This window comes from Catalinimonas alkaloidigena, assembly GCF_900100765.1.
Taxonomy (GTDB): domain Bacteria; phylum Bacteroidota; class Bacteroidia; order Cytophagales; family Flexibacteraceae; genus Mooreia; species Mooreia alkaloidigena.
On the sequence record NZ_FNFO01000015.1, the window covers coordinates 41,457 to 61,279 of the forward strand.

Below are 19,823 nucleotides of genomic sequence, written 5' to 3' on the forward strand. Positions count from 1 at the left end.
AGACACTTCTAACTAAAAAATAGGATGAGGAAACTAATTGCCGCCCTCAATATGACCCTTGACGGGTTTTGTGACCATACGGCCGGACTACCCGATGCCGAAATCCATCAACATTATACCGAATTACTGGCGCAGGGAGATATGATTCTCTATGGCAGGACGACGTATCAACTGATGGAATTTTGGCGAACCCTGTTGGCAAATCCTTCCGAAGAAAAATCCATGAATGACGTTGCCAGGGCGATCGACAAGATTGAGAAACGAGTGTTCTCCCGCACGATGAAAACGGTAGACTGGGCCAGTGCAACCCTGGCCCAACAGGACTTGCACGAGGAAGTGTTGGCTCTCAAACAGCAACCAGGCAGGGCTATTTTTGTGGGTAGTCGCAGTTTGATTATACAGCTCCTGCAACTGGAGTTGATTGATGAATTCCAGCTTTGTCTTTATCCCGTGGTTGCCGGAAGCGGGTTGCCCTTGTTTGAAAACCTAAACGACAGGATGATGTTCAACCTTGTCAACCATAAAACCTTTACGGGAGGTGCCCTACTTCTGTATTATCAACCGAAAAACGAATAAAAACAAGAACCGGATCACGATGACCGGGTCACGGGTCAACCCTAGCGATCAGCCGAGGTGGCCAACGTGATCGAATGAACGTACCACCAACCCTACCTGAAATGTCGGGGAACATGCGGCCAGAACAGCACTGGGCGCTGATCCGCTGCTTTTCAAACCAATTACCCAAAAGAACCCGCCACAATCCTGGTAAGCACTCGTCTCTGGTAACTAAGTCTCCATAGACACACCTGGTTTTGGTAGAGTCCCGGATAGCGTACCTCCTGAACAGGTGTCTCCACAGACGGTCCATTCTCCGTAACGTCTGTTGACTATTGATACGGATCTAGAGGACAAGAAACGTGAAGAAGCGCGCGAAAAAGTGCTGCATTCGGTCTATAACCACTTCCTGCACTTCAGGCAGCACAAGTCGCTGCCTAAAGGCAAGGATGTGTTTTTCTGTACCAGCGTCGCGGATGTAGGCGTAAATGTCTATTCCCAGATGCAGGCCGTCGTTATCATCGACGACGCCAACACCCTCACCACGGATGAGGCGTTACAATTTGCAGCTCGCTTCCGAAAGGTGAAGAACCTACCCGTCCACATCTGGAAAACAGGTGAGCGCCCGCTTCTGCAAGTGGGTAGAACGAAACTAGCGCTATGAAGTAGACATCTGGCCATCCTAAAACATCTGGCGGACGATGACCGGCGCAGACAGTCTGGGGATTTGTTCTTTAGGCAGTCGGGCCTGGAAAAGCACGTGACACTGCTTTCCCCGCAGGTCGAACAGATCGAAGAAGATGCGACGATTCAGGCCGGTGACGAGCTGGCCAAGAGTGGAAATAAAAGGGCTGCTAGCCTTTTTCTGGCGCTGCTGGAAAAGGACGCCGCTCTGACTATGCAGGCCGTTTATTGGAAGCACGTGGACCTGGAGCTGAAGAACCGGATACGGACGACAGGCTGGATTGTGGGAGAGAGCATGAGTGAAGAGGTTTCGCGATGGCACGAAAGGTTCGGCAACACGTTCTGTCACGGAGATGTAGCCACGCTGACGGCGCGCTTCCTTACGCTTCAGGAGAAGGCCTTCAAGCCGGTAAAGATACCGGCCATCCTGCGGGAGAATGCCAGCCCCCGCCAATTTGGCGACTTGATTTTAGAAGTAGCTACGCTTTATGGACAGGAGCACCGCGAAGCGCTGGACGCCCCCCGTCGGAGGGATGCTGACCGAATTAAGCGGATTAGTGACGCCCTCGCCCAACTGGGTTCTATGCCACTTACGACCGACGAAATCTGCAAGCATATGAACCGCGCCGTGAGTCGCCGCGTAGAGGGGATGGATAAGCGGAAAGTTATGGCGCTACTGCGCATTTTTTGAAGTTTCGGACGGTCACGAGACGTGCGAAAGTGTGTAAAAATAGGACGGAAATGGCTTTACGCAATCGGCAAAAAATGGCGATTCAGTGAAGTTTGGGACGATTTTATCCGCATTTCAGAGGTAAAAAGTATGTCCTCGAATCAGGAAATTTTCTCTAAAATAAAGAGGGCTAATCCACGGACAGAGTAAACTGCCCAACTCGTACCCGAATCAGGCACAGATGCTGCCTTCTTTATTATGCCCGCTTCGCCGGAATCGGTACCTTTCTAGTCCACCCGGATTATGCTTACTCCACTTACCTGTCTCGGTATTCAGCGAATGCCACACACTCCCCTATGACCCTCCTAGAATTTACCAAAACTAACGACTACCCCACGGACCCGACAACGCTTGCCCGAGTCGGCGTAGTTGTCGCGGCAACGTATCGGCTTGTTTATGGCACCTCTCCCCAGAAGGGGATGAACTGCCAACGTGGCATCCCAATGCGGATAGCGATTTACCCGCCCGACTTCGCACCCTTAATAGAAAATTGTTTTAAGACCCACCTGAAAGAAGGAAAGGGCACCTAAAACCAGCAAAAAAGTGGTGCCCTCCCACATACATCCTTATTTATAACTGTCCCAGCCTGCCGGTTATTGGCAAACTTCTTAAAAAATCTCTTGCTACTCATCAAAAACCCTATTCACTTAGACAAAACTATGTGAGCGACCGACCTGCGTTATCGCAGCCGCCCCGAATCCATTGGGATTGAAGCGTGACCTTTCTCTTTTCCGATATCTTGGAAGCCTTTTCCGATGAAGTCTTAGCCACCGAAGCCGAGGCCAAAGCCGCCCGGCAGATCCTGACATGCCGTGCTGAGAATCCTGATTGCAGGCGATGCGATGCTTGCAAGTTCCCCCCTTGAATTGCTGGAATCTCTGGAAATCGTCGCGGCCACGATGCCCGAGGTTGACCGAAAAACGAAGCATCAGGTGCTGAAAATGTGGGAGTCTCAACATCCTATGAACGAAAACGTGCTCGACGGCTTGATGTGCTACATCGAGAGAGGTGTAAAACACTACCGCGATGAAGTGCGACGGCATCTGGAAGAGAAGGCTGACTGGGAGCGGAAGCGCGACGAATGGAACGAGCCTTATCTATCCATGCTCGCAGCGAGCGAGACGATATAAGAAGCTGACCGAAGTAATCCAAGGCTCGCCCCTAGTTGGGGGACTGGAAAAGAGGTGGGCGGAGAGTCTGTGGCAGGTCATCGGCATATCGCAGGTGACGCACCCTGAGCGGGATGGTATTATGTTCCGAGATAAGGGGCAGATGGAAACGTTGATGCGTGACGGTGAGTGGATGTGCCTCAAAGAGCACGCCGACCCTATGCAAGGCCGCTGGCTGATTAAGACCTACGATTTGCGGCTATGCCTCTTTAACGGGGGGCCGGTCGGCTGGGCAGCTACGAATCTTTCTTTTGCTAGTCTGTAGGAGGGGGACGGAAGTAGATACCCTCCCCCAAAATAAACTTGCTTAAAACACTCAATCTTCTAGGAACTGATCCATGTTTTTTGTAATCTAGTGGTATAGGGTGCACCTTTCTGTCCTTCGCAATCCCCTCGCGCAACCGCCCTGAAAACCCTCTATTTTCGCTGCACACCTAAAAGTGGGTATACAGCAGACTATATTCAGTTTACCGTCAAAAATTGAAATATTCATGGAATCCTACACTATTTCCATGCCCGTTGGGGAGTTCTACCCTCTGCATGTTATCGCCTGGTCACTGGCATCTGCGGCGCGACAAACTGGTTCAATCCTTGCGCCACGCTACGAAGCAGTTGAGGAGTTTACCCAGGTTGATCCAACCCAAAAAGATGTAACCCTTCAACTTACCCACGAGCGAGTAACCGATATTTTACTTGTATTGCGTCCCATTGAGAACTACCCCGTCCCCTCCCTGCGGCAAATGTTGAAAACGATGGAACCGGCACGGCACAGCCTTTATGAGAGGTTCCTTGATGTGGCGCTGTCTTATGGTTACCAGCATTCGCCGTTGGTCGTGGAGGAAATGACCATTACCCCCCTTATCTCTAAAAACATGCCTACTACCCCCGGTCACGTCGCGTTAGACGTCGACAATTCGGGCGCTGCTGCTGTTTTGTCTGGCGCAGGCGCTCCCCTTGAACCTCCTTCAGGAGCAAGACCACTTGCAGGACCAGTATAACCTAATGCTGGCCAAGAAGCGCGAAGCCGAGAAAGCGGCTGTTGATAAGGAACTAAGCGACCTGCTGAAGTACAAACTCGACCGAAGTGAATCACCTTGGGAAGACCAGGTGCAACACGCGGCCATCGATGTACTCAATTCCGATGTTCAACATTACCTCGACAACGGCGGCACGCGGAAAATGACGCCCGAGCAACTCCACATCATCAATGGGAAGATGCGGCGGGTGGAAGCCCTCAAGGCCAAAACCGATGTTTGGCTTCTAACAAAACAAAAAGGGGTACCCTCGTCTAAAGAGTACCCCCCTTTTTATATTTCTGTCATACCCATAGGACGGTATAATCCCAAAATACCTCTATTTTCTTAAAAAAGCAAAAGAAAGGGGGTGCCACCAGTTCAGGTACACGCCCCTTTAGAGAACACAGACGATTCCTCCCAAAATCGGCTGCATAGACATACAATTACAAACGCCCCGCAAGTTGCTTCGCAATGTTTGGGCATACAATGCGCTAATTACCAGATTCTTACCTACCTGCTTTCTCATCTTAGGGTACAAAAAAACCAGCGTTTGTGCAGACGCTGGCTAGGAGATTGCCTTTTCTTCGGATGGCTTGGTTTTTTTGACGGGAGGATAAATAACTATCCGAGAACTGGTGGCAGTGAACTTCAAAGATAGTAGTCTTTCTCCAGATTATCGTCCACAAAAAAGGCCAGTGCTCGCATCACTGGCCCCTCATAGACACTTCTAGTCAGCCTCGAATAGGGGAAACGCACACCCCCATTCAAGTAGTTAAATATTGCATTTTTATCTATATTACATACAATTAATGTGTTGCTGATACTACGCCGTAGCATTTCCTCTTCTCTTTCTCATGCCCGCATCACCCACCAAGCGCTTGCAAAAGATTCATACGTATTTGTTAGAATCCGGTCCCACGGATGTGCCGCAAGATTTTTCGCAATTCGAGCAAAAGTTTTATGCAAACGAGCAAATCCAACATAGTATCCACCGTTACTTGGTGGATCAGCAGACTGACGCCTCGGCTGATTTCAGTCAGTTGATGGGGCATTGTCTAAAAGAAAAGGTCCATCTTCCACAGGTTCTACCAATCCCTCGCCGCCGCCGTCCGAGCCTTCGTCAGCGAGTGGAACGGCTAATGTATCATCCGATTTTCTGCCGCTGTTGCAGGGGATGCTACCCAGGTAAGCCGCGTGGTCAAGCGACCGGGATCGGAAGTTGTACCCATCACCTACCGAAACGAGGATATCGGTTTTATCGGTGGCATTGCGGAAGGCATGGACCAGGCCCAACACGCCCGACGGGATGCCGAATTGCTGACCATTGCCAGCCTACCGCAGGCAGAACGCATTCGATTTTTCGAGGCGGAGTATTACCACGACACGCGACGAGCGCAGCGACTGGAGGAGCGGGGAGAAGCTGACGAAGAAACCGGACTGACCAGCGGCCGAGGCATCTGCAACTTGATTGGTGGCGTAGCGGGAGACATCAGCGCCGTGACTGCCGCCACGTTTGCGTGTGGACCTGTTGCCGGAGTGAATACCGCTATCGGTAGCGGTATTCACTCCGGCAAGGGGAAGGCTACCGGCAAGCCTATTTTTCAGGCTCGTAGTCAGGGGCTGACCCCGGAACAGGCGGATGCGATGCACATTGCCCTGAAGGCTTCGAACGTTTCAGCGGCCGCAGGAGGGCTAGAGGGAGCGGCTGGTGCCGTAACCGGTGGACTGAGTAAGACGGCCAGCAAACCGATTGAAAATGCCATAATTCGCAAGGGCGTGGAGATGGGCGTAAAAGCGGGAGTAGATGCCGCCACCGCGTCAGCCCTGCAAGCGGGAGAGTGAAAAGCACGATGATTTCCGGTCTATCTGACGGCGAAGCGGATAACGGAGATGCTGCAAAACCAGGCCATTGCCGACTACGCAGAGCAGATTGCCCGCAACCCCGACATCAAGATCAGCCGCACAGAAAGAAAAGGATATACCCAACTGAAAGCCGGCAACCGCCCGATCTATGGGGCGCTTACGAACAAATGGTCGCCCAACTTCATTGCTGAAGATTTCAAAGGCTTTTTCTACGGCAATGAGTTAATGAACACGCTTTACGACGCCTTCCGGATCTACGACCGCACGCAGTTGCGGCAGTTCCTCAAGCGCTATTACACAATATTTTCACCGATAGTGCAGCTAGGGAACGCGACCGGCAACTACGCCTTTGCATTTCTCGCCGGTATTGATCCGTTAAGCTTATCCTCCCACCTTCCTGAAGCCATCCGCCAGGTGCGCGGCCAGGGAACCGAGTACATGGAACTAGTAAAATCGGGTATCGTGCAAAGCGACGTAGTGACGGCCGATCTGTTGCCTTTGTCCGGACATGCGCGTAATGTGCTGACCAAAACCCAGGAAGCAAAGAACACGCTCCGTAGCACCGCCGAGAAGGCGGATAAAGCGATTGCTGACCTTTATCAGGGCAGCGACGATGTAGCCAAATTATCGGCTTACATCGCCCTGACGCGCGATTATCGATACAAGCCGGATAAGGCGAAAGAGCTTGTTTACCGTGCCTTTCAAAACTATGCAACGGTTGGTAAGGCGTACGACTTTGCCAGCAAAACGCCCATCGTGGGCAACCCTTATGTCAAGTTCGTGGCCGACCTCGCCCGCATCCTTAAGAACGCCACCACCACCCGGCCGCTTTCGACCATGATGTTCTTGATGCTGCTGCGAGGGGTGGCAGATCTGGCCAGCGAGCTATCAGGCGAGGCGGAGGAGAACAAGAAAGAGCGAGAAGCCCGCAAGTTCATTCCAAAAATTAAGCTCCCTGTTGAATTGCCCTATGTCGGCAACGAAATACCCCTCTTGTGGCAGACGAAATGGGGCGAGGTGAACGTGGCCAGGTTCTTAAGCCCGTATTATCTCTACGATCGAGGCGACGCAGGCAGCGCCGTAGAGGACTTCACCAAATTTATGCCGTACCAACTCCAAAGTACAGACACGCAGACGCCGGGTATTGAAACACTGATGCCGGAATTCTCCGACGTGCTATTAGGTCCGCTCGTGTCGCTGGCGTTTGACAAGGATTTCAGGGGCAAGAGCATCCGCGATCCGGAGGGCAATCGGTTTCGCTCCTCCGGAGCTACGACGGAAGAACAGGCGTTGAATGCAGTCAATTACATTGCCCGTTCCTACATTCCGCTCTTCCCCAGTGCGCAGGACATGTACAATGCTTACCAGGGCAACCCGGACTATTATGGACGCGAGCGGAGTTTAAGCCAGGCCATACTAAACAACTTCATCAAGGTGCAGGAATTCGGCGATAAGCAGTTACAAGAAACGGCAACGCGAGACATTGAATATCTGGTCAGCCGCTTCGAACAATTCAACCGGCAGATTTCAACGATCAACAACCAGGCGAAAGCCGAGGCTGTAGAGATCCGCAACGGCAAAGGAGATACGGCAACCAAGAAACGGCGGTTGGATGAGTTACTGCAACGGCGGAACAAGCGGATTGCCGACCAACTCACCGAACAGGCTGAAGTGGTCAAGGAACTGGAAGAGAAGGTGAGGGCATACCGCTACGACCGGCGTAACATCGGCGAGGCGATCCGGCAGGCGGGGAAGGAAGCTGAGAGGCGAGGGTGGGCGCTGGAAGCTGACCCCAACTAGATATTATTTGAAGAAATCACCGGCAGTTATAGGTTGCGATTCCATGTTTCCCCCTACTACCGGATACAATGTAATTTCGTATATGGAATAACCCTCTTGTGTCTGCTGGAGTCTTATGAGATCGTCGTATTGCGCCGATTGGCTGAAGCCGGGAGAGGTATCAAAAAAGCCGGTAATTCTACCCATTACTAAGGCATCTGGATTCCAATCATTGCCATAGAACGTTTTAATATAATAAGTGCCGTTGGGTATACTTGTCATTTTAAATGAGTCTCCGGCTCTTATGTATTCATTCCTGATTGTTTTATTAGAATTGTAATTAGTTAAGCAAACAACAACATCAGCATCTTGCCCATTCTGGATGGTTATTTGGTTGTAGTAATTCTTGTCATATATCCCTTTGCCAAAGTAATTGTCGTAAGGAGAATCACCAGTATTCAATTGATTGTTTTTCCATTTGCTTGCTAGCGGCTTATCGACAACATACATATTACTGTTATTTTCAACTGCATTGCCGATTTCGGTGGCCTTGTTGCTATTGGCCGAAACTTGGCTGGTCTCTGTTTTATATGGCATTGTTCTCACTTTCGGAAACTCTTCTTCCTTTGAGAAAATATTATAGCCTACTATTAAGCAAATGAGAAGCGCAGCGGCGATATATCTCATATTATTTCTAGTCCAATACCATCCATCGGCTCTCTTTTGCAGAGAGATTTGAGCCTTCAAGCACTGATGCATTTCCACTATTAGATCATTGCCCCGAGCTACTTTTACAAGCTGGCCGACATAATGATTTCTCTCCCTTGCATTCAAGAATCTTAATAAGGGGGGGACGCTGAGGACAAACTCTCTATTCAGGTGATAGGGAACATATAAGTATAAATCGATTAAATCATCATTCAGTACCCTCGAAAGATACTCAGCTATAGCCTCCGTCTTGACCTTAGCTGTTTGCAAATGCCGAACCCCATTACCCATCTGTCTGAGATTAGAGATAATTACAGTAATAAGTTCTTCGGGCGAAGGTTCCCGGCTTTCTTGTGCTCGCTTTTCTTCTCGTACAGCCCCCCTTTTATTGATCGCCTCATCATATGCCTCACGACTATATTCATCCATGAGAACGTCATACGCCTCCTTCACTTCCCTAAACATATGTTCGAAAAAGGGATCGTTGAAATTTTGATCAGGATGAATTTTTAGGGCCAGTTTTCTGTATGCTTGCTTTATTTCTTGCTGACTAGCGTTGCGTGAGATGCCCAGTGTGGAGTAATAATCCTTCATTGTCTAATGGTCATACTGAAAAATGCTATCACCTAATAGGTGGCTTACACACCTTGCAAGGACTATATCTCTTAGCTGCATTTGGTAAAGACACCGCCCTTTTACTCATCCGCAGGTACCGGCAGTTCTCTTTGTGATACTTGCTACCGGTGGCAGTGATATAGACGGTAGTTTGGTCGGTTACATCCTCGCACGCGACCAGAGATGTAAAAGCCAGTAAAAGAAACCATTTAAAGACCAGGTGTTTGTTCAACGCCGGTAGGTTTTGTGACTAATGTGCCTCCCTATATTTCTGCTTTGTATTCAAATGTGCAGAGGAGGCGGAAAGATATAGGATCAGCGTCCCTTCAGTCAATACCTATTTTTCAGTATTCTGTGCGCGTCTCACGGGGGAGTAACTGTCTAAACACCGGGGGCCATCCATCCCGCCCCCGAATTGATCTGACATGACCGGGTACCCCCGAAATTGAAAATCCACACCACCTATACCAACCACCAAACCCACGCTCCCCGATCTGCCCGCCGAAACTGCCCTCATGTTGTCGGCCGTCGTCTCTCCCAAAGTCGCCCGTGAACTGGGCAAGGGTACCCCCTTACGTCCGCTGGACTTCTCTATTCTATCTATGCTCTATGGTGCGGGCGGACATGGCGTAAAGCTGTACCTCATCCCCAAGACGGGCCTAGCCCATTACCGCAATGTGCTGCAACGTGTCGAGGTACTGGAGGAACAAAAGCTAATCGAAATCTATCGGCCGAATACCAAGACTGCACGCTGGGCCCGCCTGACGCCGACAGGAATGCTGCTAACCCACCGCTACTTCACCGAAGTACAAAGGGCGGTAAATCTAATGAAGTACGTGGGAGTAGCGGCGTAACCTAACCTACACGCACGCTAAATGCTAGAGATCCGTAATCGGTTAATTTGAGATCATTCTAACAATATTTTGGATCTTTCTTTTATTGAACTCGCGGCCTGCCTTTAATTGATCGGGGAGAGTGCCTATCTGCTTGATAAAGAGCCTTGTAAGTCCCACCCCCTCCGCTACGCGTCTTTTTGTTTTTGTCCCCCAATCCCACAGGGATAGTACATGATTATTTCCTGCTGCATGGTGATGGTTCATCGCCTTTAAGGCGTGTCTTGTGACACTAATCTTCTAAAAAAAATGCCTCTACGAAGAGACTTCTTACATTGTTAGCGTTTTTGTCTATCAGGAGACCATAGTTCATTGAGGCCCAATACTTTTGCCCCACAATTTTTATGGCTTCAACTTTTTAACCTATTAATGATATCCTTTAGCTTTTCAAATCAAATGTTCAAAGGTTATTATTTGGCTTTTTTTCATATTTATAGTAATGGGTTTTGTGAGTCGGGCTTATGCCCAGTACCCCTGTGATACTTTAATACACAGAACGAGTACGATCCCCAGGATAGCGCAAGTGGGCGCTTCCGAGGTGGTCATGGGAGTGGTAGACTTTCAGGTCCACGTGACGGAAGAGGAGGTATATGCCGAATGGCGGTTTTTGCCTTGCTTCGAGGTCAGCCGCTTTGTGTTGGAACGCTCCCGCAATGGGTTTACCTTTGAGCCGGTTGGCGAGGTTCAGCACCTGCCAAGTCGCGTGGCAAATAAATACCGGCTGACGGACCGCCATCGGTGGGGAGGCGTGACGTATTACCGCCTCAAACTAGTATCCGCAGTAGAACAGGTGGAATACACCTCCCCGGTAGCGATCCGGGTAACGAGGAAGCGGCTGGTTTTATCCCCGAATCCCTGGCAGGGGCAGGGGCGACTCTCAATCAATGCCTCGCTGCCCGGTCAAGAGTGTCGCATTGTTTTTCTTGATTTTAGTGGGCATCTGGTGTATGAGTCTCTACTGCAAGAGCCTTACTTTGCGCTACCGGAAGAACAGTTTGAGCCGGGTATCTACTATTATCGAATTTATACCCCCTTGGAGGTATTGGGACAAGGCAAATGGAAAGTAGACTGACGAACCAGGTGTTAACCGAAGAGGACACGCTAAGGAGTACGGCGTCTTATGATCGGGCCTTTCAGCAAGTGAGTCAACAACGACTCCCCTGGTGGCGCAAGCTGCTGTACTCCCCCTCCACGAATTACCAATGGCAGCACCGGCAGGCGGAGCGAGTCAGGAAGCGATGAAAGGCCACGTTGCCATTGGTAATTCATAGAAGTATCATAAACTAATAGTTGTAGTAGCATGTCGAGAAGAAAGGGGCGGCTTATGAGTTCGGCCCCCTTTTCCTTGCTCTTAATACGAACATTTTCGTAGTTTCAACGATTCTGACAAATCATCATTTGTAGACCTTTGAAAGATCAGGCCGTTTGAGTATCTTGCTATTATACCCCTTAGCAACACTATTCTCCTTGTCAGCAGTCCTCACCCCCGCCTCGCGTGACTCTCATCCACTCGCCCCAAGCCACACGAAGACGCTCACCACCGAGCAAGCTATTAGCTACTTCCGCGCTACGCTGAAGAAGCCGAACAACTACCTTTCCATTGCTAGGCGGTACGTCGAGTTCTGCCAGCAGCATGACTATGCGATTGATCCCATCAGCCTGAGCCTGTTCATCAAAGGGAAGGCGGGGCGACCTCTCGCGGCGAGCGTGGCCAGCGCCGCCCGCAAGTTTGTCCGCTTCTGCCAGGAGCATGGCATTACCCGCATCCTGCCGGAAGATCAGCAACCCAAATTTGCGGATGATCTGCATGAGTACGTACAGGCGTTTTTGCAGCACCATAGCAGCCTACGCGGGGAGAAGTCGGCGCAAACCTACTCGGTCGGCATCCGGATGTTTTTAGAGTTCCTGCAAGAGCGAGGGTTGCCGTTCCACGGTCCTACCCTGAAGCTGTTCCGCAACCAGGCCAGCGCCGAGGGCAAGAGCGCCTTCACGGTGAACAACTATCTCTCCGCCGTCCGGCAGCTGGCGAAGTGGACGCTGGACAACCGAGACAAATACGACTTCACCGCCGAGCAACTCGACGGCTTACGCGACGTGGCCAGCGTCAAGGGGCTGGAGTGCAATACGAAAGCCTACTACAAAGAACCCCTCACCGAGGCGGAACGGCAACACCTGCTGGCCACCGTGACCGCTCCGCGTGCGAAAGCGGCAATTGCCCTGATGGCCTACTCGGGGTTGCGGATCGTGGAAGTGGCACGCCTGGAGCGTAGCGACGTGAAAGAGAAGGAAGGAATTGTGATGGTGTTAGGCAAAGGCAAGCGCACCAAGCAGCCGGTTCGCCTGTTTGACGTGGCGGCAGACGCGCTCCACGACTGGATGACCGAGGTGGAGGGAAAGCGGCTGTTTGACGTGAGTACGGATATGCTCCGCAAAGAAATCAACCAGTGGCTACGCCGTGCCGATCTGAAACGCGAGGGCATCAGTGCCCACAGCCTGCGCCACACGGCCGCGCAGGTGTTGATCCAAAAGGGCGTCGATCCCATCTATGTGCAGCGCCAGCTACGGCATGCCCAGTTTACTACCACACAGGTGTACATCAACAAGGAGACCGAGAAGCAGTACCTAGAGGCGTTGCCCACGGGAATGTAGGCGCTGTATTTGTAGATCAAAGATAAATTGCTACCTTAGTGTATACTGTAACGATACGGTATACACTAACCCGTATATGTAGTGATACACAGTTTTAAAAGTAAACCGCTTCGAAAGCTATTTGAAAAAGGAGATGCCAGCGGTTTACCGCCTGAACAGGTGCAGAAGATACGACGTATTCTATTTAGATTGAATACAGCAAAGAGTCTCAAGGATTTAAATGCTCCCGGTCTAGGGCTTCACAAGTTAACCGGAAATCTGGAAGGATTTCATGCCGTTAAGGTAACGGGCAACTGGAGAATCATCTTCAGGTTTGAAGAGGAAACTACGTATGACGTTAATTATATCGACTATCACTAAATAACAGCCATGGCTTAGCGAGCTTACAATTCTGAACCTTTCTCTCACAATATCCCCGGTCTGACAATGTCCACTATTCACATAATGTATAATCCTCCCCATCCCGGAGAGATTATACGAGAAGACTACATGACCCCTCTTGAACTTAATGTAACGGAAACTGCCGAGGCATTAGGAATCACCAGGGCGAACCTATCTCGAATCCTGAACGGCCATGCAGGCATTTCGCCCAATATGGCATTAAGACTATCGATGGCCTTTAGTACTAGCCCCGATATGTGGCTGAACATGCAATTGCAGTACGACCTATGGCAGGAAAGCCAACATCACCCCGAGATGAAGGTCAAACAGTTATATAGTACTGAAGAAGCTTAACAAAGAACCCGGCCACACCAGCCGGGTTCTCTTTTACTTGGTACATGAGAGCGCTCGTGTGTTCATTTTATAGGGTAGTTCTCCTGTATCGCGCCTCGCTATAATATTATGACTAGGGTGTGTCTGCAAACTAAGCGAAAAGTTTGATGGCAGCTATAAAGATGACCGCTTCATAATTAGCGGCTCTTTTCTCGTATCCACTCGTCTGAACTGCTTAAGCCGTTTGATGACGCCGCCTTTAGGTTTGCTGTGTAGTACAAAAGCAAGAATGAGCGTAGCTTTAAAAACAATACCGGTTCAGGTGAACTATGGCCGCCGCTGGACAAGACCCAATCCGCGATTCAGTACCTGAGCTGGTTAATAAGGGTAAGCTCCAACCGGGTGGCCGGAGCCATAGAAATTCGGGTAAGACCCATTAATAAGCGGGGCGCCCCGTGGCGTTTTGAAAGTGCTCTATCATTCATTTTAACTTGATAGCTATGCAATGGCACCGGCCACCCGGTTTTGTTTTTCATCGGAGTGGACGTTAGCGGCCCTCCGCGCGGCAAAAACGCTCTTGACTTCGCTGTGAGAAATTGTCATCAGATGTTTTTTCATGTACAGATCAGTAACACTTCTACGGGGCTGGCTCGGCGTATCGATCAATACAATATCGTAGTTCTCGTCCGCCGCGCCGATGTATTCGCGGAACCGGAGTATGGGAAGGTCTCCCTCGTGTTCCGTCTCCCAACTGAAGGACCCCACCGGATAGAGACTATCCCCACCCTCTTTCACTTCTTGTCGGCGGATGCTGATGGCGGATTGCTGGGGATCGGCATCTGTCCTGCGGGTGGAAGACGTGCGGCTCGACTAGGGACAAATCTGAGTACTGGGCAAGGGCAAGGCCACCCGCAAGCCGGTGAAGTTGTTTGCCGCAGCGGCCGAAGCGGTGCGGTTGTACCGAGCGGCCGCCCCGGAGGGGGCCGGAGCGCTGTTTCCGGGGCTGACCATGGCGCAGGTGCGCAAGTGGGTGAACGGCTATCTGCACGCCTTGGGCCTGAAGTCGGCGCGGGTGTCCGCGCACTCGCTGCGGCACACGGCCGGGCAGGTGCTCATCGCCAAGGGGGTGGATCCGGTGCACGTGCAGCGGTAGTTGCGCCACGAGCAGTTCGAGACCACCCAGTTCTACATCCGCCAGCAGACCGAAAAGGACTACTTCCACCAGATGCCCGATCAGGTCTGACCCGGCTTTGAAATGTCTCTAGCCTACGCTATACTATATTATATATAATATATAGTGTATAATGTATAATATAAAATATAAAATATAAAATATAAAATATATGTTTTAGGTCGTTGCCACCTCAGTTCCGTAGTACGAAATGGGGAACCAGATGGATATGCATTGACCGAAAAGCCGCTTACGGTAACGCTAGCGGATGGACTTTGAGCAGCGGGGACGGGTGGTGTTTGGCGAGCCGGAAGCCTTCCCATCGCCCCCTCGGAGCATCAGGCATCGTTACGTTTTGCCTGCATGCCCTCCGGACTCTACCCCCTTCGCCTGATGGGAATGAGCCTGGCGCCGGTTGCCCGGTTGCGTTGACTGCCACATCAGCCCCACAAAGTCCACGTACACCTCATGCGTTTCTTCTCGGCTAACGAAGCGTCCCTGAGGATGCGTTCAACGACCTCTGCAGCAGCTGGAGGGGGCGTTTGATCGCCCTGGACGGAAGTGCTGAGGGGAGTGGAGACGTCAGCGGTACAAAGCCTTTCTACTTATCGTTGCAAAGCTATTCCGCGGGCCCGCACACCAGGCCTGCCCGGCGTGTCAAGGGTGCGCTGCGCGCCAGCCCCTTTTTAGCGTACCCTGAAAGCCCTCGCGCCGTAAGCCGGGACTGGCCCCTGGACACGCCTTTTTCCGCTCCATGAAGTGGCAACTACGTGAGAGAAGGCCCCCCTCACCGGGATTGCCGGAAGCATTTTTTCTTTCACAAAAACCCCCTTTTACCCATGGAGCGTACTTCGCAAAAAACCGATCTTTACCAACTGATCACCGACCTGATGATCGAAAAACTGGAAGCGGGCCAGGTGCCCTGGCGCAAGCCCTGGAGTAACTACGGCCTGCCGAAGAATTTCTACACCGGACGGGAGTACCGCGGCATCAATGCGTTTTTACTGCATAGCCTGCCCGATACGCCGCCCTACTACCTCACGTTCCGGCAAGCCAGGTTGCTGGGCGGTCATATTCGTAAGGGAGCCCGTGCGGTGCCCGTCGTCTACTGGAACCGTTCCTACCGGGAGGCGGAGAGCGGTCGCAAGCTGACCGAGGAACAAGCCCGGCAGCACCCGGCCGACGCGGTGATCGTGCATCCCTATTTAAAAGCCTACTGGGTTTTTCCCGTGACCGCGACCGAGGGCATCGCCTGGCAGGAGGCGCAGCCGCAACCGGCGTCCGCTCCGGTACTCGCCCCCTTACAGGCGGCCGAAGCGATCGTGAGCGGCATGCCTTGTCCGCCCCTGGTGCAGCACGAAGCGCCGCAGGCCTATTACCAGCCGGCCCGGGATCTGGTCAACCTGCCCGCCCCAGCGCTGTTCTCCCGGCCGGAAGAGTACTACAGCACGCTGTTTCATGAACTGATTCACAGTACCGGCCACCGCAAGCGGCTGCACCGGGTGGAACTGGACGAACTTAGCAGCGGCACGGCCGCCATGAAGCGGGAGAGTTACAGCAAGGAGGAACTTACGGCCGAATTGGGGGCAGCTTTCCTCTGTGGGGTGGCCGGACTCACCCCCGCGACGGTCGACAATTCCGCCGCCTACCTCGCCGGATGGCTCCGGGCGCTACGCAACGACCGGAAGTTCTTGGTCGAGGCCGCCGGGAAGGCCCAGAAGGCAGCCGACTACATTCGCGGTCTGACTCCCCCTGCGGAAGCGGGCGCCCCTGCAGAAGGAACGACCGAACGCGCTACCGCGGCAAAAGCGGAAGATAAGGTTCCCTACGTACGCCTGGCGACCAACCAGCAAAAGGCGGATGTGCTTTTGCTGCTGAGCCATCGGCAAATCACGGCCGAGGAAAAACGGGACTGGGTGGCGGGCATCAACCGCCTTCCTTACGAGCGTGCCCAACAGCTGATCCGCAACCTGAAGGCGCTCATCCGGCAGCGCAACGGCGAACGGTGAAAAAATCGCCGCCCGCTCCGGCGGGCGGTTTTGCTTTTTACCCGGAAGGTCTTTCTCGCCGCTGGTTCAGCGGGCATTTTTCAGCAAGCCTGCGTCAGCAGGACCGTTGTGTGAGCGGAGCGTAATTCGTATCTTCACTTCAACAACCCTTTGAGCCCTCATGAGCCAGCTGTCTTTGCTTACCGGTTCCGCCGCTCCGATTCCACAGCGGTATCAGCAGATCCTCGACCTGCTCGATGGCTATACGAAAGGCACGGTCAGCTATGAGACGATCCTCAACCTGGATGAAGAGGAAAAACGCCTGGCTCGCAACTACCGCAGGCAGCGCATGAATGCCTGGGTCGAAGAATTCGTTCCGGAAGTCAAAGACCTGGATCAAGATGAGTCTCGTTTCCTGGAGGGGGGAGCCGATGCCGCCTTTGACGACGACGCTACGCAATAACCTACGCCGCTTCTGCCCCGTTCCTGTTGACCCGCTTTACCCTACCAGACGCGCTGAACGTCCCTTTTCAGGGTGGCCCGGACGACGAGCTGAACACGCTTCGCCTGCGCTACCTCAAAAAAGAGCTTCGAGAGAATCCGGCCGTTAAGGCGGGCTACATCCGGCAAGGCGTGCAGGCTTTTTTGCCAGGGATGCAGAAACTTATCGATCGTCTGCCGAAAGGAAGCCAGCTTCTGATCACGCCTTCTGCCAGTAATACCAACCGCATCCCTGTTTTACTGGCCGTGGCCATGCAGAAGCAACGACCTGATTTGCAGCTGATCAATCTGCGGGAAAAGATGGTACGTGTACTTCATGAGACGGAAAGCAAAGTAAAGGATAATTACGCCGTGCGGGCCGTTGATCCCCGGCGTTACCGGATCCACCAACAACTGGTGCAGCGGGCTTCCGTGCTGCACCAGGCCCCCCTTTATTTGTTGGATGATTCCATTTCAGAGGGCGATACAACGATGATGCTGCACCGGGAGCTGTCGCGTGCCGGCATCCACGCGCAAGGGGGCATCCTCACGGCGGTAGCCCGGGAGCGCTACCATGTACGTACGTCTGACCTGACCAGGCTGTACGAAAAGTTACTCCCCCATTGTCCCAAGGACTACTCCCGGGAGGCACTCGCACAGGAGCTGTACCAGGTGTTCGCCGGTTTTCCCCGTAAGAAACTCCTCAACTTCGAGCGGTCCTGCAGTATAGGGTCGCTGCGCAAGCACCCCCTCCAGGCATTTGATTTCCTGCGGCAAACGGCTACGTATCTGGTAGCGGCCTCACTCGACCCCCACCAGGTCGTGCAGCGACTGGCACAGTTTCAGGCTTCCCAGGTACGAGCGGAATCCCCCGAACGCAAAAGAGGAGTTGGACGCTGAAAACTCCCTAAAACTCCGTGCAGAGCGCTTGGAGAGTAAGACGCGTCTACAACCTGCGGGAATCCTTCTGCCTACGCGCTGATGCGCCTTAAAAACCTCTATTAGTTATGAGGTGTCACGTATTACATATTATTTCTTTTGTTCATCCGGATGCCGATGGGACACGAGCTCAGGGCGTAAGGTCGTACAAGCGTAACAAGAGAAAGACAGGGAAGGGCCGGTTCATCTTCTGAGGCGGAATCGTTGGTCGGCCTGCAGTAGGGAAAGCAGGTAGAGATGCGCTCCTCCCCCACCCTGGTGTACTTTGACACGGGGTTCGGGCATACAGGCCTGATCAACGGGGGGCCGCTTCGGCTTACCTCCCCCACACAGCGCCGTCCGGCTCAACCCGGTCAGTGGCTTCAGGTGTATCGTACCCCCGCGCCGCCCTTCCCACGTATAGTATCTTAAGACCGGATTGTTTACCTTATTGCCGTAGCCCGCTACGTAATGAACCTCTTCGTCCCCCTTTTCCTGATTACGCTGGGCTGGCTAGGTCATTACCTGCTGGAGCGGTATCGCCGGCTCCTTTCGCCGGGCGTGAGGGATGCCTTCAGCCTCATGATCATTCTCTGTATGTTTACGGGAGCCATGATGTGCCTGCAGCAACTCTTTTCGTAACGGGTTTACCTTTGCCGCTATGTCGAACACGAACACACGCTTCCATCAGAGTATTGCCAAAGAACCGTTTCGTCTCGCCGTTTTCCGGGAAGATGAGATGCTGGTGAAAACGTTTTTGGTATATGCGTGCTACAAGTTGGATACCGATGTGTTTGGCTTTCGCCGGATCGATCTAAAGGATTTTGCGCAGGAGATGGGTTACAGCACCATCAGCCATTTTCAGGAGCGTGTCCCGGATCCGATTCAGCTGCAAGGAAAAAGTGCGGAAGAGATCGCGGCCATGCGGGCAGACCCGGACGTGTTTATCTTCGAGACGCGCTTTGAAAACATGCTGTATAAACTTCACGACATCAGTGTGGACCTGATGCACCGGGAAGATTACGATGCGAACACCAATCGCTTTACCCTGCGGAAAGAGCGCCTGCTCCAGGAGGTACACGTGTATGAGGACAAACACAACCGCAACCGGAAATACTACGACGTCAAGTTCACCGAGTACTTCCTGACCAGCCTGTCACAGCGCTACTTGTTGCTGGACAAACGTGCTTACTCCAGTTTGAGTCTGCACACTAAGAAAATCAGAATCCAGGATCTGTACCTTCGCCTGGTGGAAGCCAAGCATTCCTTACGCCTGAAGGGCATCAACGCCTATGAAGAAAATTTCGATGCCCTGTGCCGCTGCCTGGGCATCGATCATTATACGACCCAGAAGCGCAAAAAGCAGAAGCTGAACGAATGCTTCGACCTGATTCAGACCCATTCCCCCGAACTCAATTTTGTGGTCCAGTGGGCGGCGAACGGGAAGCACCTGTACAAGCCGATTGTCTGTTACGGTGAGAACGTTCCCCTAACCAAGATGCAGCGCAAACGCCTGCGGATGTACATCTTCAACAGTCTGTTGCGCTACACCTTCCTGAATGCCTTTGTCGAACTGCATCGCCAGTACTACAACCAGGACGGACGGTATTACTTCGAGCAATGGATGAAAAATCCAGTAGCCAACGTTGAGGAAAAGCGACTGGCCTACCGGGAGGCGCATGAAATGTGCTTCAATAAGCCCGTGGAAAATACGGAAGCCATCGACTTTTATATCAATTACCAACGGCATCTGGGTATAGGTCCAGAAGAAACATAAAATATATGTTTTTAGGATAGGCTTGTACTAGCCGATAAACAGGGTTGGTTATATAATAAAAACTATGTTTAACAAGCGTTATGTCTCCTGTTCCCTATTTAACCCGAATGGATA

Annotated in this window: 20 protein-coding genes; 19 read left to right on the forward strand and 1 reads right to left on the reverse strand. The window is 52.2% G+C overall.

The window, feature by feature from the left end; all coding sequences use genetic code 11:
* The first annotated feature begins 24 nt into the window (after window positions 1-24).
* From BLR44_RS26255 to BLR44_RS26295, 8 genes are all read left to right on the forward strand, one after another.
* Complete coding sequence (locus tag BLR44_RS26255) at window positions 25-576, forward strand: dihydrofolate reductase family protein (RefSeq protein ID WP_089688069.1); 552 nt, start codon at window positions 25-27, stop codon at window positions 574-576.
* 307 nt (window positions 577-883) lie between these two features.
* Complete coding sequence (locus BLR44_RS26260; protein WP_089688071.1) at window positions 884-1,219, forward strand: hypothetical protein; 336 nt, start codon at window positions 884-886, stop codon at window positions 1,217-1,219.
* Window positions 1,220-1,315: 96 nt separating this feature from the next.
* Window positions 1,316-1,930, forward strand: a complete 615-nt coding sequence (locus BLR44_RS26265) for a hypothetical protein (RefSeq protein ID WP_143017484.1) — start codon at window positions 1,316-1,318, stop codon at window positions 1,928-1,930.
* 851 nt (window positions 1,931-2,781) lie between these two features.
* The gene (locus BLR44_RS26270; RefSeq protein ID WP_089688074.1) at window positions 2,782-3,099 is read left to right on the forward strand and encodes a hypothetical protein; all 318 of its coding nucleotides are present in this window, start codon (window positions 2,782-2,784) and stop codon (window positions 3,097-3,099) included.
* Window positions 3,100-3,629: 530 nt separating this feature from the next.
* Window positions 3,630-4,136 (forward strand): hypothetical protein, encoded by a 507-nt coding sequence (locus tag BLR44_RS26280; protein WP_143017485.1) that lies wholly within the window; start codon window positions 3,630-3,632, stop codon window positions 4,134-4,136.
* A 4-nt stretch (window positions 4,137-4,140) separates the two neighbouring features.
* Window positions 4,141-4,503 (forward strand): hypothetical protein, encoded by a 363-nt coding sequence (locus BLR44_RS26285; protein ID WP_143017486.1) that lies wholly within the window; start codon window positions 4,141-4,143, stop codon window positions 4,501-4,503.
* A gap of 845 nt (window positions 4,504-5,348) precedes the next feature.
* Window positions 5,349-5,996, forward strand: a complete 648-nt coding sequence (locus BLR44_RS26290) for a hypothetical protein (RefSeq protein WP_089688083.1) — start codon at window positions 5,349-5,351, stop codon at window positions 5,994-5,996.
* Between the two features lie 48 nt (window positions 5,997-6,044).
* Window positions 6,045-7,817, forward strand: a complete 1,773-nt coding sequence (locus BLR44_RS26295) for a hypothetical protein (protein ID WP_089688085.1) — start codon at window positions 6,045-6,047, stop codon at window positions 7,815-7,817.
* A gap of 3 nt (window positions 7,818-7,820) precedes the next feature.
* Here BLR44_RS26295 and BLR44_RS26300 read toward each other — a convergent pair whose 3' ends face one another.
* Window positions 7,821-9,098, reverse strand: a complete 1,278-nt coding sequence (locus BLR44_RS26300) for a J domain-containing protein (protein ID WP_089688088.1) — start codon at window positions 9,096-9,098, stop codon at window positions 7,821-7,823.
* Window positions 9,099-9,634: 536 nt separating this feature from the next.
* On the opposite strand from BLR44_RS26300, the gene BLR44_RS26305 reads away from it, so the two are divergent.
* From BLR44_RS26305 to BLR44_RS26360, 11 genes are all read left to right on the forward strand, one after another.
* Window positions 9,635-9,973, forward strand: a complete 339-nt coding sequence (locus BLR44_RS26305) for a hypothetical protein (RefSeq protein WP_089688090.1) — start codon at window positions 9,635-9,637, stop codon at window positions 9,971-9,973.
* A 583-nt stretch (window positions 9,974-10,556) separates the two neighbouring features.
* The gene (locus tag BLR44_RS26310) at window positions 10,557-11,084 is read left to right on the forward strand and encodes a hypothetical protein (RefSeq protein WP_143017487.1); all 528 of its coding nucleotides are present in this window, start codon (window positions 10,557-10,559) and stop codon (window positions 11,082-11,084) included.
* Between the two features lie 395 nt (window positions 11,085-11,479).
* Window positions 11,480-12,661: a tyrosine-type recombinase/integrase gene (locus tag BLR44_RS28755; RefSeq protein ID WP_143017488.1), complete on the forward strand. Its 1,182-nt coding sequence runs from the start codon at window positions 11,480-11,482 to the stop codon at window positions 12,659-12,661.
* 81 nt (window positions 12,662-12,742) lie between these two features.
* Window positions 12,743-13,021, forward strand: coding sequence for a type II toxin-antitoxin system RelE/ParE family toxin (locus BLR44_RS26325; protein WP_089688098.1), 279 nt, complete (start codon window positions 12,743-12,745; stop codon window positions 13,019-13,021).
* Between the two features lie 84 nt (window positions 13,022-13,105).
* The gene (locus tag BLR44_RS26330) at window positions 13,106-13,396 is read left to right on the forward strand and encodes a HigA family addiction module antitoxin (RefSeq protein ID WP_218127203.1); all 291 of its coding nucleotides are present in this window, start codon (window positions 13,106-13,108) and stop codon (window positions 13,394-13,396) included.
* A gap of 898 nt (window positions 13,397-14,294) precedes the next feature.
* Window positions 14,295-14,528 (forward strand): site-specific integrase, encoded by a 234-nt coding sequence (locus tag BLR44_RS28995; protein ID WP_176956225.1) that lies wholly within the window; start codon window positions 14,295-14,297, stop codon window positions 14,526-14,528.
* Window positions 14,529-15,385: 857 nt separating this feature from the next.
* Window positions 15,386-16,555, forward strand: a complete 1,170-nt coding sequence (locus BLR44_RS26345; RefSeq protein WP_089688107.1) for an ArdC family protein — start codon at window positions 15,386-15,388, stop codon at window positions 16,553-16,555.
* Between the two features lie 160 nt (window positions 16,556-16,715).
* A complete protein-coding gene (locus BLR44_RS26350; protein WP_089688108.1) occupies window positions 16,716-16,997 on the forward strand; it encodes a hypothetical protein in 282 nt (93 codons plus the stop codon).
* Window positions 16,998-17,023: 26 nt separating this feature from the next.
* On the forward strand, window positions 17,024-17,914 hold the full coding sequence (locus BLR44_RS26355) for a hypothetical protein (RefSeq protein ID WP_089688110.1): 891 nt from the start codon (window positions 17,024-17,026) through the stop codon (window positions 17,912-17,914).
* 489 nt (window positions 17,915-18,403) lie between these two features.
* Complete coding sequence (locus BLR44_RS29000; protein ID WP_176956226.1) at window positions 18,404-18,574, forward strand: hypothetical protein; 171 nt, start codon at window positions 18,404-18,406, stop codon at window positions 18,572-18,574.
* A gap of 19 nt (window positions 18,575-18,593) precedes the next feature.
* Complete coding sequence (locus tag BLR44_RS26360; protein ID WP_089688112.1) at window positions 18,594-19,709, forward strand: hypothetical protein; 1,116 nt, start codon at window positions 18,594-18,596, stop codon at window positions 19,707-19,709.
* Window positions 19,710-19,823: the final 114 nt, after the last annotated feature.

What these genes read in the sequence shown, in the direction of transcription:
- BLR44_RS26295 (WP_089688085.1), top strand. Translation starts at nt 6,045, where the DNA reads ATGCTGCAAAACCAGGCCATTGCCGACTACGCAGAGCAGATTGCCCGC.
- BLR44_RS26345 (WP_089688107.1), top strand. Translation starts at nt 15,386, where the DNA reads ATGGAGCGTACTTCGCAAAAAACCGATCTTTACCAACTGATCACCGAC.
- BLR44_RS26305 (WP_089688090.1), top strand. Translation starts at nt 9,635, where the DNA reads ATGTTGTCGGCCGTCGTCTCTCCCAAAGTCGCCCGTGAACTGGGCAAG.
- BLR44_RS26330 (WP_218127203.1), top strand. Translation starts at nt 13,106, where the DNA reads ATGTATAATCCTCCCCATCCCGGAGAGATTATACGAGAAGACTACATG.
- BLR44_RS26255 (WP_089688069.1), top strand. Translation starts at nt 25, where the DNA reads ATGAGGAAACTAATTGCCGCCCTCAATATGACCCTTGACGGGTTTTGT.
- BLR44_RS26350 (WP_089688108.1), top strand. Translation starts at nt 16,716, where the DNA reads ATGAGCCAGCTGTCTTTGCTTACCGGTTCCGCCGCTCCGATTCCACAG.
- BLR44_RS26360 (WP_089688112.1), top strand. Translation starts at nt 18,594, where the DNA reads ATGTCGAACACGAACACACGCTTCCATCAGAGTATTGCCAAAGAACCG.
- BLR44_RS26280 (WP_143017485.1), top strand. Translation starts at nt 3,630, where the DNA reads ATGGAATCCTACACTATTTCCATGCCCGTTGGGGAGTTCTACCCTCTG.
- BLR44_RS26285 (WP_143017486.1), top strand. Translation starts at nt 4,141, where the DNA reads ATGCTGGCCAAGAAGCGCGAAGCCGAGAAAGCGGCTGTTGATAAGGAA.
- BLR44_RS26310 (WP_143017487.1), top strand. Translation starts at nt 10,557, where the DNA reads ATGGGAGTGGTAGACTTTCAGGTCCACGTGACGGAAGAGGAGGTATAT.
- BLR44_RS26300 (WP_089688088.1), bottom strand. Translation starts at nt 9,098, where the DNA reads ATGAAGGATTATTACTCCACACTGGGCATCTCACGCAACGCTAGTCAG.
- BLR44_RS29000 (WP_176956226.1), top strand. Translation starts at nt 18,404, where the DNA reads ATGAACCTCTTCGTCCCCCTTTTCCTGATTACGCTGGGCTGGCTAGGT.